We start from the raw sequence: 14012 nt of genomic DNA, 5'->3' as shown, positions 1-14012 counted from the left end.
TCCTCTCCGCTTAGTAATCTTTGGAATATCGTACGTTAACGGATGTCCCCGTCGCGCCCCCGGTCTGGGACAGCACGCTCAGGGCCTTCGAAAGTGCGACCTCCAACTGAGTCGCAGTGAAGCCGCGCGCGTCGGTGATAATCTCAACATAGACATTGTTCGTGAGGTACTGGCCCGCCGCAAGGGCTGTGCCACGCCCTGTTGCATTGTCCGCACCCAATATGCGCAGGCGATCGATACCGGACGCGCCCTGAAGCTTGCCGAGCGGATTCAGCCCTCCACCGCTCCCGCGCAGGCTGTTCAGCGCAGCGGCCAACTGGATCGCCTGCGTTGCCGACAGGTTCGAGACGTTGCTGCCGAACAGGATACGAGACAAGACTTCATCCTGCGGCAGGTTCGGCGTGGAGGTGAAGGCGATTTCCGGTCGTTGCGCCGTGCCGGTGACATTCAATATCGCCGTCACGCCCTCCACCGAGGTGCTGGCCGATATCACGATAGACGGATTATAGGGATCGCTGCCGTTGAAGCGGATGCTCCCCTTCGTCAATTCGAAGCGCTTGCCCGAGAAACTGTAAGTGCCCCGAATGACATCCAGTCCACCCGCGATCTTTGGCGCGGCGGTGGTGCCGGTAATCCGCAAGTCGGTTTTCCACTCCGATTCCAGACCCATGCCGCTTACGAAAATCTGATTGTCGGCGCGCACGCGAATGTTGAGTTTGAACAAGCTGGGCGGCGCGCCGGTGCTGACAGCGTTCACCGGAGTGAGGGCTTCGCCTTTTCGCCTCACACCGGTCAGTTCGCGGATCTGTGCGCCACCCTGCCGGATGATCTGGTAGCGCAACTCCGGCAAGCGCAAGTCACCCGCGACGAGCGCTCCATTGGCGGGAGAATTGGTGATCGCGAGATTGCCCGATACGACAGTTCCAAGTGCATCGCTGCGCGCCAGTCGTGCACGGTCGAGCACGACCCGAATATCCATCGGAAATCCGCTGGCGGCTGACAGGCTGACGCGCCCGGAAGCCTGCACACTGCCATCGCCTGCGCGGCCATTGAAGCGGCGGATTTCAAGCAGATCGCGTGTGAAGCGGCCATCCAACTGCATGCTTGTAACCTTGGTGCCGAACGTCTCGTTCTCATACGTCAGCGCATTGGCGCGGACCAGGCCATTGAACCTCGGGTCATTGGCTTGTCCGCTGAAGTCTGCCGCCAGCGCTATGCCGCCGGTCAATTGCTGGTCGGGCTGTCCTGCAAAGGAGAACAGCACATCGGCAGGCCCGTTGTAACGGATGCCTCCACCCAGTGCACCCTGCATCAACTGGTTCGTCCAGCTTCCGCCGCCTGCACCGCGCAGTGTCACGATGGCGCGACCTACCGATGTGCCATTTTTGCGGATGAGCGCGCGCAAATCACCGTTACCGTTCTGGAGTTTACCTTCCATCGCGATCGCTACGGGCTCGGACACAGCGGACAAGCTGCTGCGCGTGAAGTTGGCAACAGACACCCGCGTCGTAGCAGTCGGGAATGCCGCGCCTCGCTGCACATAGTCGAGTGTTCCGGTCGCTGTTCCTCCCACGCCCAAACCCGGCGTGAAGATGTTGGCGATGGCAAGGTCGAAGTCCTTGAACCGCGCTTGTAGCGTCGTCTCGTCGCCAAATTTGCCTGCGAAGTTGATGGACCCTTGAGGCAAGACGAGGGTCGCGGGTTCAAGACGGTAGCCATTGCGATCGGCGCGGATGATCGCAGGCTTTGCGAGCCTGAAATCCACGCGGTCTGCGCGACCTTTCAGCGCAACGGCATAGAGGTTGGGCCGCAACGCCGCGTTCATGGCGATGTTGAAAGGCACGCCGCTGGTGCCATTGGCGACCAGTTGTGCCGTCCCGCGACCACCACGGTAATTCACCTTGCCCCGCGCCTGCCGCACGACATATTCGCCATAAGCGGTGTTGGCCAACTGCACGTCGGCAACCACTTGCGGCGTTTCGTAGAGCATGATCGACGCATTCACGATGGCGCGACCGATGACGATGTTGAGGTCGCCGGGCAGTTTTGCGTTACTGGCAGTGGCGCTGACATCCACGCCCTGCACACCGCCGGCATTGGCCAGCAGGACAGCGCCCGCTATGCCCGATCCATTCATGCTCAGTCGGCCCGTGAACGGACCCTGGGCGCTCTGCCGTAAGGTTCCGGCGAAGTCGACACCCGCAAACCGCGCTTTCGAAATGTCGATGGTCAATGGCCCACGCGCGGTGCGGATCAAGACATTCGCGAAGAACGGACCATAGGGCGAGCCGCCGGTTGCCTCCAGACGATAGCCTGCGGCCTCGCCATTCAGTTTTGCGACGACATTGTTCAGTTGCACGCCCACATTGGGCCGCGCCGCTCGCAGCACCGCCTGCGGCCGATCAAGCGTTCCCCGGACCGAAAGCGCGAGAGGCCCATATTGACGCGACGTTGCGGCTGCATCGAAGGATACCGCGCCGTTAGTCGCGTAACGGCCCGACCCCGATAATATCGTGAAGCTTGGCGCAGCACCCTTCAACTGCGCCAGCGTGAACGTGCCTTCGGGCGTCATGCCGATCCGCCCGGTAATTAATGCATTGCCGCCAAGGAAATCACGCACACTTGCGTTGTCGAGGCGCGCGGTACGCACACCGAAGCGACCCGACAAGCCGAAGCCGCCCTTCGCGCCCGGCACCAGTTCGACATCGGTCGTCAGGTTGACGATGCCCACGCCATCTATGCGATAGTCATTGACGCGCCCTTTAAGCGCGCCCCGGTAGATCGCGTTCGGCAAGTCGGCCAGTACGATGGCAGTTGCGTCCACCTTGTCGCTGTCGATCTTGAGATTATCGCTGATGAGCTTGCCCGAAGCATAGGCGAAATCCCCCTTGAGGCGGAGATTCTGGAGCAACCCGCCCGCCGCCGCGTTAAGGCCAGTCACCCGCCGCGCCTGCGCAGTAAGCGGAATACGGATGCGATCGGCGTCTATCACCGCGCGCCCGCTGGCGCGCAGACCCTCGATACCCGTCGCATCGAACGCCAGTTGCGCGGCAGTCACATCGTAATCGATGAAGGGTGTTGCGAATGGGCCGTCGAGCACGACCGCCGCGCGCACATCGCGGCCACGCACTTTCTCCATGATCGCGCCGGGCGTCAGCAACTGTGCGTTGACCTTCAAATTACCGAAGCGGCTTTTCGCGAGGTCGATCAATCCGTCCACATTCGCTGCCAAAGCCGAAGACCGAAGGCTTCCGCGCAGGTTCATGCGGCGCTCCGCCAACGTCGCTGTCATGTCGAGCGCAAGTTCAGGTGACGTCAGGCGCTCAACCGGCCCTTCCATAACCAATCCGGGACGCAGCGGACCTTTGGCGGTGAACGTGCCGTTGCGTGCCGCCAGCGAGATGTCGACCAAGCGGCCCTGCGGCGCCGTGGTCAGCAGCTTGCCATTCCACGCCTGCCAGCTTCCTTTGCCATCAAGCGTCATCGTCAGCGGCTGCTTGATGCCAGTCATAGCAGCGACAATGCCGTTGCCGGGCGCATCCAGCCGCCCCTGCATCGTCAGCCGGTTCTGGTCAGGCACTGCGTCGAGCGAAGCCCGCAAGCGATCGCCACTGTCGGCGCGCGCATCGGCGTTTATCTGTGCTCGGCCATCTGCAATATGAGCAGCGCCCGATATCGCGACGATCCGCCGTGCCCCGGTGACAGGCGGCGCAAGTTCAAGGCGGTCGATCTTCAATCGATCGATGTCGATATCCAGATTTGGCAACCAAGGCGCGTTCGGATCGGACGGCGTCTGATTGAATTGCGGGCTACGCAGGATGAGGATGCGCGGCGACGTGACGGCGCGCACCTGAATATGGTTGCGAATATACTGAAATGGAGACCAGTCGACGCGCACCTCCGGACTTGTCGCAAAGATGCCCTTGGGATCACGCAGCGTAAGGTCGTGAATGACCATATCGCTGTAGATCGACCCATCGATCCGCCCGATCCCGATCCGCATACCGGATTCGAGTTGCAGCGCCGCGATCTGCTTGACCAGGAAGCGCTTGCCCGGTGAGGTGTTGAGGCCGACGAGTAGAACCGCGATCAGCAGGATCAGCGCGAGGACGACTCCGCCCACCCAGAGGGCTATGCGCTGCCATGCCGGGCGACGGGCGACTGTGGCGGTTTGCTCCTCGGCCATCAAAATGCCTGTCCGATGCCGATATACACGGCGACCTTTGATTCGCCGGGTTGCCGATTGAGCGGCATGGCGACGTCTGCGCGAAACGGTCCGAAATTGGTATAGAAGCGACCGCCGATACCCGCCCCGAACCGGATGTCCGAGAATTTGGGTATGGAGCCGTTATAGACCTGGCCCGCATCAAGGAACGGCACGATCCCGAAGTTCCCGAACCGATAGCGCGCCTCGACAGCGAACTCGTTCACCGAACGTCCGCCGACCGGATCATTGTTCGCGTCCTTTGGTCCCAGTTCCTGAAATCCGAACCCGCGCACCGATCCGCCGCCGCCCGCGTATATCCTGCGGGACGGCGCGACATTGTCGAGCGAAGTGCCGCTGATCGTACCAAGCCGGGTCCGCGCCGCGATGACGAGGCTGTCCGAAACCGGGTAATAGCCCGACAGGTCGAACGACGCGCGGACATAGGGAGACACATTCCCTTGCAGCGAAGCCTCGGGCGAAACCCGAATGGTGGCGCGCATTCCCTTGGTCGGGTTAAGCAGATCGTCGGAGAGATCATACCCCAACTGACCCGGCAGAGCGCCGATGAAGTATGTTAGCCGGGAGCTGTCGCCTGTAGCCAGATTCAGCGTCTTTTCATTCGATGCGAGCACTTCAAATCCATAGGACCATGTCCAGCGCTTCTGGAAGATCGGCGTGGATACCCGCGAGATGCTTCCGGCCAGCGTCGCAGTGAACGCTTCATAGGCGGCGTAATCCTGATGGTTAGCGGAGATGGAAGCTTGCACGGTGCGGTCACGGCGGCCTGCATTGGACCGGCGGAACGTTGCGCCGACGCCTTGCTCCTGCGTGCCGCCAACGGCGTTCAGGATGAGCGCGCCTTCGGGCGGAAACAGGTTGCGATGCGTCCATGTCGCTTCGGCGCGGAAACCCTGACCCGTCCCGTACCCGGCATCGCCGGCAAGCGTCCGCGCCGGTCCGGCGTCCTGCTCCACCTGCATATCGACATATTCAGTGCCGTCGGCTGCGATCTCGCCAGTGCGCACCGGTTCTACCGACACGCTGGAGAAAAGGCTCGTCGCGGTGAGCGCGCGACGCAAATCATCGACCTGGCGGCTATCGTAAAGGTCATCACGGTCGAAGCGCGCCAGCACCGCGATATGATCGGCGCCAAACGCCGGCTTGCCGCTGGTCGTTATGCCCCGAAACCGGCTGCGCGGTCCGGTCTCGACCGGAAGGGTATAGTCACCCGTCACACTGGCGCCGTCCAGCACGATGTCGCGCTGACCGATGTCGACAAACGGATAGCCATTGCGCGGCAGTTCCAGCGCCACATTGGCCTCCGCCGCCTCGATACGTTCCGAGATGATGGGGTCGCCGGTATTCAGCGGCAGGTTCTTGCGGATGAGATCGGGGGGCGTGGTTGGCGGCGCAGTCACCACAATCTCGCCCAGCTTATACTGTTTGCCCGGCGTGACGGTCAGGACGGCCACCAGTCCCGCATTCTCACCCGAACCCCTATCCAGTGAGGCAAGGGCGGTGGCATCGTAATAACCTTCAGACTTCAGCAGGCGGACGGCGAGAGCCTCGTCCTCCCTCGCTCGCGCCTGGATCATGGCGGCAGTATCCGCCTTGCCCTTGCCGTCCTGCAAAGCGGATAGTTCCTTGAAGCGGTCGTCCAGGCCGACCTCGTCAAGTCCCTGCACCGTGAAGCTGTAACGCACTTCAGCAGGTTTTTGTGCATCGTCGTCGCGGGCGACTTCCACAGGTTGCACGTCGACATTGTTCAGCGGAACCAGAGGCTGCGCGAGTTCCGCCTCTGTCTTAGGATCTTGTGCAGGAGGCAATTGCGTCACTGCGCTCGGTGCGGTCGCCGCATCATTATCCAGATAAGTGTCGATGCTCGGTAATGGCGCGTTCAAATCCTCGCCGAGCGGGGGCAGCTGCGCGTTGAAGGACTGATCGTCGATGATAACGTCGGCGGGCGGCGTAGCGGGCGCAGGTTGTTCCTGAGCACTAGCGATCGCAGCAATGCTTACCGAAGCCGCCAAGGCCCAGATCTTCAATCCCGTTACGCGCAACTGCATGATTTCAAGAACGCCCCTCTCCAACGGTATGCTTTCACATACTCGCCGGCTTCAGACGTAGAGACGCAGTTCGAAACCTTTTGTTCCTCAATAGTTTCTTGGTCCGTGATCTTGGGGCACCTCAAGAACATCAGGAACGAGGAAGGGCATAGGCGATAATGGAGTCGCCCAGCTTGGTGCCCAGTGAGCCATGTCCACCCGCAACCACGACAACGAACTGCCGCCCGCTCTTGGGAGACCGATACGTCATCGGCGTTGCCTGTGCGCCGGCGGGAAGCCTCGCCCGCCATAGCACCTTTCCGGACGTCACGTCGTACGCACGCAAGTAATAGTCGAGCGTCGAACTCATGAAGGCTACGCCGCCAGCCGTCATCATAGGGCCGCCGAGCGTCGGCACCCCGAGCTTGAACGGCATCGGCAAGGGCGTTTCGTCTCGAATGGTGCCATTCTTGTGACGCCAAACCACTTTGCCGGTCACAAGGTCCATCCCGGCGACATAGCCCCATGGTGGCGCCTGACAGGGTAAGCCGACTGGCGACAGGAACGGGTTGAGGGACACCGCGAACGGCGCGCCGGCGTTGGGATTAAAACCATGTTCCGACGACCCGCCACGGTCGGACGATCCCGCAGGCCCCCCATTGCGATGGTTTTGTGGCCCGGCCGGATGCTGAGGGATAAGCTTGTCGACAAATGCCATGTAATTAGGATGGGCGAAGGCGACCTGCCGAACGGGATCGATCGCCATGCCGCCCCAATCCATTACTCCGAAATTACCGGGGAACACCAGCGACCCCTTGAGCGATGGCGGCGTGAAAGGACCATCGTAGCGCAGGCTCCTGAAGGCGATGCGGCAGGCCAGTTGGTCGAACATGGTTGCTCCCCACATGTCCGATTCACGAACGAGGCGGTCGGGCATGAAGGATGCTGAGGAAAAAGGCTGAGTCGGCGACAGGCGATCACCGGGCGCGGGGCCACTCGGAACAGGCCGTTCAGTGACTGGGTGGATTGGGACGCCGGTCCTCCGGTCGAGCACGAAGATGTTGCCTGTCTTGGTCGATTGAACGAGTGCCGGCACGACGCCGCGCTTTGGTATGTTCAGGTCGACGAGTGCGGGCTGCGAAGGTACGTCCATGTCCCAAAGGTCATGGTGCACCGTCTGGAATGTCCATCGCGGCCGTCCCGTTGCTATGTCGAGGGCCAGAATGGTAGCCGTGAACCGCTCGGTCTCAGGGGATCGCTTGCCGCCCCATTGATCGATCGCACCATTACCCATCGGCACGTAGATCATGCCGAGCGCTTCATCAGCCGCAGATGTGCTCCAGCTATTTGGAGTGGAAGGCACATAATGCTGTCCCGGTGCGAGCGGCGCCGTGGAATTGGGCCTGCCGGGATCGAAGTTCCAGACCAGTCGGCCAGTCGCCACATCATAGGCGCGGATCACGCCCGACGGCATGTGGACCGCCGCATTGTCGAAGATCGCACCACCGACCACGATCAGCCCGCGCGTGACGAGCGGCGCCGATGTGAACTGATACCAGCCTTCCTGATAACCGGGCATTCCCGGCCAGAGATTGACGGTGCCGTTATTGCCAAAACTGCGGCATAGGCGTCCCGTGCGGGCATCCAGCGCGATCAGGCGTGAATCGTTGGTCCCCATGATGATCCGCTGCGGACAGTCGCCCCCCGCTGCACGGGTCGCTCCCGGCCATGCGGCATCATGATACGAAACGCCCCGGCAAGTAAGGTGCTGGAGGTTCTTTGGCGGGCCGATATGGGGATCGAACCGCCAGCGTGTCGCGCCGGTCTCGGCATCCAGTGCAAGTACGATGTTGTGCGGCGTGCAGGCATAAAGGGTTTCGCCCACTTTTATGGGCGTCAGTTCGTATGTGGTTTCCTCTGGATCACCGGGGCGTTTGGTATCCCCAGTCTGGATTTGCCAGGCGAGTTTCAGGCGATTGACATTTTCCGGCGTGACCTGCGTCAGCGGAGACCATTTGTCGCCCCGCCAGCTACGGCCATAAGCGGTCCAGTCGTCATTCGGTACACCAGCGTAATTGACCGGAACCGACGTTCGCGCGCCAGGCAGTTGCCCGTCCCACTCGTTCGGATGCGTAAACATGGAGGCAATGGCAACGACGCCCGCCACCACCAAAGAGGCCGCAAGTGGCGCGGCCGTCTTGCGCCACTTGCCGGAGTCCAGACGCCGTGTGACCCACGGGGTAATCAGGAACAGGCCGATCAGGAAGATCACGTCGCCACGCGGCACTAGCCGCCACCAGTTGAAGCCGATTTCCGCGATCGCCCATATGATCGTGCCGATCACCAGCAAGGCGAACAAGTGAAGCGCTGCGGCGTTCTTCCGCCACAGCAACAACGCGACCGCCAGCATCACGACACCTGCAATTGCGTAATAGGCGCTTCCGCCCAACACGATCAGCCAGCCCCCACCGCCGAGAAGTCCCAGCCCGAAAAGCCCGATGAGTATGGCAGTGATACGCAGCAGCAGGCTGCCTCGCCCGGCTGACGGCCGATTGTTCGATGTTTTGGTGTCAGTCATCAAATGCTCCCGGTTTTCATGCGCCGTTGATCCCTGCTCACAATATTATCGCCCCTTTGAGGCCAATGATCCCGACGTTTGGGGCGTTCCGCTGCCCGCCGGGCTGGTTGACGAATTGAAGGTTCGGCCGAAGCTCAAGCCATTTCGTGGGATGCAGGCTGTAATAGACCTCCGCCGCATATTCGGCATCAAGTCCACCAGGTCCGATTGGCAACATCCTTCCGCGCACAGCCCGCCCATTGACGTTGGTCCGGGCGACGCCGATCCCGAGCACGTCGCCGGGCAGTCGCGGGATCAGCCCCTTATGGAAAAGCCCGGCTGCAATCTGATTATCTGTGATTGCCGTGCGCCGGTCGGTTTGCGTGAGATTTACATAGACGCTGAGGCCAGTGACAGACTTTCCATTCTCCGCTCGACCCGTCAGTTGATGCTGCCCCATCACCCACACACCGTAGCGGGATGAGCGGCGCAGCGGGTCAAGCCCGGTGAGCAGGCGCGGCTGGCGATCAATATCAAGCAGCAGGTCGTCGGCATCGGCGCTGCTGTACCAGCCGCCGATGCGCACAGCGCTCACGCGACCAGTGCGTGAAGACGTTCCGCTCCATCCCAACTCAATCGGAACAAGCACGCCCCTGGCGCCATGGAAGTGCCAGTTGAAAAGACGATTGCGCAGGTTACGCGGATTGACTTCATAGCCACCGACCTGAGCAAAGGCACCATTGGCTAAGTTCACCCGCACCCGCGCCGACCATTGGCTTATCGGCCAATTGTACCAGTAATCGCCAACGATGTTGCCGGGCGGCGATCCACAGAAGCTCAGATTTTGAAAATGACAGGAAAATGCAGCGAAGTCCTCGCCCGGATTACTGCGCCCGACCTTGATCGCAACGTGGCCTTTGGCGAAGCTTTGCTCGTACCAGAATTGCGTCAATCGCCAGGTCTGTCCACGGCCATAGACCTCCTGCACTTGCTGTAGAACGCCCAGATTGGCATCGGCTCCAAGATCACGCCCTCGGCGGTAGGTGATCGCGGCCTGCACGCGACCGCCTTCGATACCGGCCAGCCGATGAAGGTCAAATCGCGCAGACACATCGAACTGGCCGGTTTCGCGCAGAAGCTTCCGGTCACCGCCAGCGATGTTATACGCACTTTCGGAGGCATAACGTGCGGTGATGAGTAACCCCGATGCTGCCAGGCGAGAACGGACGCCGCCAGAATCCTCAAGAAGACCTTCGCCAGGACGCTCCTGTGTGTCCGCAGTGGCGGGGGATGGCGACGGGTCGTGCTCCACTTCGCGGTCGGCCTGCGCTCCCCGCCCGCCCTGCGCAATCGCCGGACTGACTAGACCAAGAGCAAGGCCGCCCATCATGCGCATCAGCGGGTCCATTCCACCTCCAACGAAAGCCACAGGCTTCGATCTGAGTGAAAGTAGGCCGCGGTGCGCCAACATAAGCTGCACAGTGACCTGATCGCCGGCCGCTGATGTTATCGTGAATTCAGGTTAGCGCTGTGTGGAGGAGCGTTGCTCGAATTCAGCAGCTTTAGAGATGGTGCGGGCGGTCGGAATCGAACCGACACTCCTTTCGGAACCGGATTTTGAGTCCGGCGCGTCTACCAGTTTCACCACGCCCGCGTGGACGATCGCCGCAATAAATAGGGATTCGATCGATGGTCGTGGCTCTATAAGGGAGATGAATTTCGATTTCCATAGCTGGACGAAAGAAGTTTTCGATGGAACCGTCGCGCTATGATGCCTCAATTTCACTCGCAACTTTTTCGCCGTGATGAGGATCGCTGCGGCCGATCCCACTTGCTAGGATGAACTGCCTCGCTATATCGATCACTGTCGTGCAGATAGGACAACTTCAACAACGGTAAGGGGAAAACCTTTTGGCCGAACCATCTGCTACGCTCATTCTGTTTGGCGCCACTGGTGATCTGGCGCATCGCATGATCTTCCCCTCACTTTACAATTTGCTCTGCGATGGCCTTCTGCCCGACGATTTCCTTATTGTAGCGTCAGGGCGCACCGTTCTGGACGACGCGGCTTTTCACAAGGATGTCGCTGAAGCGCTCCAAAAGTTTCTTCCGTCCGACCGCTATGATGAAGAGGTTGCCAAGCGCCTCTTCGACATCATCATTTATTGCCCGGTAGAGACCGGAAATCCTGAACAGTTCAACGCTTTGGCGGAGCGAGTCCGTGCCCGGATGGACCGTGGCATTTCGGTCTACCTGTCCACGCCGCCTTCGCTTTTCGCGCCAACCGCGCAGGGACTTGCTGAAGCGGGCCTAGTCGGCCCCAAGACTCGCATCGCGATGGAAAAGCCGATTGGCAAGGATCTGGCCTCTTCACGTGAAGTGAACGACGCCATCGGATCGCTGTTCAACGAGCAGTCGATCTTCCGTGTGGATCACTATCTGGGCAAGGAGACCGTTCAGAACCTGATGGCACTTCGCTTCGGCAACATGCTGTTCGAGCCGTTGTGGAACGCGACCGCTATAGACCATGTGCAGATCACTGTCGGCGAAACCGTAGGATTGGAGGGACGCGTCTCCTATTATGACGGGGTGGGCGCGCTGCGGGACATGGTGCAGAACCATGTCCTCCAGATTTTGTCTATCATCGCGATGGAACCCCCTGCCCGCCTCGACTCGACGGCGGTGCGCGATGAGAAGGTCAAAGTTCTACGCTCGCTACGTCCGATGGATGCCGAAACCGTAAAAATGTGTAGCGTGCGCGGGCAATATACGCCTGGCGCCGTCGCGGGTCAGATCGTCACGGGCTATGCAGATGAATTGGGCAAACCCTCCGACACCGAAACCTTCGTGGCGCTCAAAGCCCATATCGATAACTGGCGCTGGACGGGTGTTCCCTTCTACTTGCGCACAGGAAAGCGGATGCCTGCGCGGCAATCGGAAATCCTCATCCAGTTCAAACCTGTATCGCATAGCATATTCGGCAAGCGCGGCCATGGTTCGGGCCTGGAACCCAACACGCTTATCATTCGCCTTCAGCCGGAGGAAAACATCCGGCTGCTCATCATGGCGAAGGAACCAGGGCTGGATCGCGGCGGCGTGAAGTTGCAGGAAGTTGGCCTCGACGTGTCTCTCGCTCACGCGTTTGAAGGACAGCGGCGGCGGATCGCCTATGAACGACTGCTGCTGGATCTGCTGGAGGGCGATCCTACGCTCTTCGTTCGCCGTGACGAGGTGGAAGCGCAGTGGGTGTGGATCGATTCGATCATCGGTGGCTGGAAAGAGGCAGGTATGAAGGCCGTTCCTTATGCTTCGGGGAACTGGGGGCCATCCTCGGCCATTGCGCTGATCGAACGCGATGGAGCAAGCTGGCATGACTGATCTGCACCCCACGATCGCCGCCGTCACCGAACGCATTATCAAGCGCAGCGCGCCGCGCCGACAGAAGTATCTCGATCTGATCCGCCGCGGGCGCGATGCGGGCACGAACCGCGATCAGTTGTCCTGCGGCAATCTGGCGCACGGCTTTGCCGCGTCCGAGGAGGACAAGCCGACCATCCGGTCCGGCCGCGCCATGAACATCGGGATCGTCACTTCCTACAATGACATGCTGTCTGCGCATCAGCCTTATGGCCGCTACCCCGAAGCCATAAAGATCGCCGCGCGCGAAGTCGGCGCGACGGCCCAAGTCGCGGGCGGCGTGCCCGCGATGTGCGACGGTGTGACGCAGGGACAGGCGGGCATGGACTTGTCCCTGTTCAGCCGCGACACGATCGCGCTGGCTACCGCCGTGTCGCTGAGCCACGCGATGTTCGAGGGCGTTTTGTTGCTGGGCATTTGCGACAAGATCGTGCCGGGCTTGCTGATCGGCGCATTGCGTTTCGGGCATCTGCCGACGATCCTCGTTCCCGGAGGCCCCATGCCCTCCGGCCTTGCGAACAAGGAGAAGGTTCGCATCCGCCAGCTGTATGCCGAGGGTAAAGTCGGCAAAGCAGAGCTGCTGGAAGCAGAGTCCGCAAGCTACCATGGCGCAGGCACCTGCACCTTCTACGGCACGGCTAACAGCAACCAGATGATGATGGAGATCATGGGGCTGCACATGCCCAATGCCGCGTTCGTCAATCCGGGCACAAAGCTGCGAGGCGAACTGACGCGGGCGGCTACGCATCGCGTGGCGAGCATCGGCTGGGACGGCGACGATTATCGGCCACTTGGCGAGTGTGTCGATGAAAAGGCGATCGTCAATGCCATCATCGGACTGATGGCGACGGGCGGCTCGACCAATCACGCGATCCACTTGCCCGCTATCGCACGCGCTGCGGGAATCAGCATCGACTGGACGGACTTCGCCGAACTGTCCGATGTTATTCCGCTGCTCGCGCGCGTCTATCCCAATGGCGCAGGCGACGTGAACAATTTTCAGGCAGCGGGCGGGATGGCATGGATCATCTCGCAGTTGCTCGATAGCGGCTTGCTGCACCGGGACATTAAGACGGTCGCCCGGCGCGATCTCACTGATTATGGGCAGGAGCCGGTGCTGGAAAACGATGCGCTGGCTTGGAAAGACGCGCCGGCGGAATCACGCGACCCGACAATGCTGCGGCCCGTTTCCGATCCGTTCAGTCCCGATGGCGGGATGCGGTTGCTGGCAGGCAACCTCGGCCGCTGCATCATCAAGACCAGCGCCGTCGATCCCGACCGCTGGACCATCGAAGCTCCCGCGCGCGTGTTCCACAATCAGGACGACGTGCTACGCGCGTTCAAGGCAGGCGAACTGGAACGGGATGTCGTGGTCGTCGTGCGGTTTCAGGGACCGAAGGCGAACGGTATGCCCGAACTCCATAAGCTGACGCCAGCGCTGGGCGTGTTGCAGGATCGCGGGTTCCGCGTGGCGCTCCTGACCGACGGTCGCATGTCCGGCGCATCGGGCAAGGTGCCCGCCGCGATCCACCTCTCGCCAGAGGCTCTTGGCGGCGGACCGATCGGCAAGCTGCGCGATGGCGATATTGTTCGAGTTTGCGCCGACGCTGGCGTTGTCGAAGCGCTGGTCGATGCGTCGGAATGGGAGGCGCGCGAAGCACCTGTTCCGCCACCGGCCCCCTATGACACCGGACGCGAATTGTTCGCGCTTTTCCGGGAAAACAGCGACCTTGCCGAGGCAGGAGCATCGCCTATCCTCGCTGCCATGGAAGCGGAAATCTGAGCC

The 14012-nt window shown here is 61.1% G+C and carries 6 protein-coding genes and 1 tRNA gene; 2 read left to right on the top strand and 5 right to left on the bottom strand.

All coding sequences use genetic code 11. The annotated features are described in order from the left end of the window. Positions 1–10: 10 nt before the first annotated feature. The 5 genes from C1T17_RS10130 to C1T17_RS10110 form a co-directional block, all read right to left on the bottom strand. Entirely contained in the window at positions 11–4186 is a 4176-nt protein-coding gene (locus tag C1T17_RS10130; RefSeq protein WP_104953342.1) for a translocation/assembly module TamB domain-containing protein, read from the bottom strand. After that, positions 4186–6273, bottom strand: coding sequence for an autotransporter assembly complex protein TamA (locus C1T17_RS10125; protein WP_104953341.1), 2088 nt, complete (start codon positions 6271–6273; stop codon positions 4186–4188). Before C1T17_RS10125 ends, C1T17_RS10130 begins: the two co-directional genes overlap by 1 nt. A 130-nt stretch (positions 6274–6403) precedes the next feature. Next, complete coding sequence (locus C1T17_RS10120) at positions 6404–8830, bottom strand: membrane-bound PQQ-dependent dehydrogenase, glucose/quinate/shikimate family (protein WP_104953340.1); 2427 nt, start codon at positions 8828–8830, stop codon at positions 6404–6406. A 37-nt stretch (positions 8831–8867) separates the two neighbouring features. Next, a complete protein-coding gene (locus tag C1T17_RS10115) occupies positions 8868–10217 on the bottom strand; it encodes a carbohydrate porin (protein ID WP_189338304.1) in 1350 nt (449 codons plus the stop codon). A gap of 161 nt (positions 10218–10378) precedes the next feature. Continuing rightward, positions 10379–10463 (bottom strand) — tRNA-Leu (locus tag C1T17_RS10110). Between the two features lie 257 nt (positions 10464–10720). Between C1T17_RS10110 and zwf the strand changes: the two genes are divergently transcribed. Both zwf and edd read left to right on the top strand, forming a co-directional pair. Next, positions 10721–12187 carry a glucose-6-phosphate dehydrogenase gene (zwf, locus tag C1T17_RS10105; protein WP_104953338.1) on the top strand — a complete coding sequence of 489 codons (1467 nt, stop codon included), beginning with the start codon at positions 10721–10723 and terminating at the stop codon, positions 12185–12187. Then, positions 12180–14009 carry a phosphogluconate dehydratase gene (gene edd, locus C1T17_RS10100; RefSeq protein WP_104953337.1) on the top strand — a complete coding sequence of 610 codons (1830 nt, stop codon included), beginning with the start codon at positions 12180–12182 and terminating at the stop codon, positions 14007–14009. The genes zwf and edd overlap by 8 nt, the downstream gene beginning before the upstream one ends. The last annotated feature ends 3 nt before the right edge of the window (positions 14010–14012 follow it).

This window comes from Sphingobium sp. SCG-1 (assembly GCF_002953135.1).
Lineage (GTDB): Bacteria > Pseudomonadota > Alphaproteobacteria > Sphingomonadales > Sphingomonadaceae > Sphingobium.
This window is presented reverse-complemented; position numbering and strand designations above follow the sequence as displayed.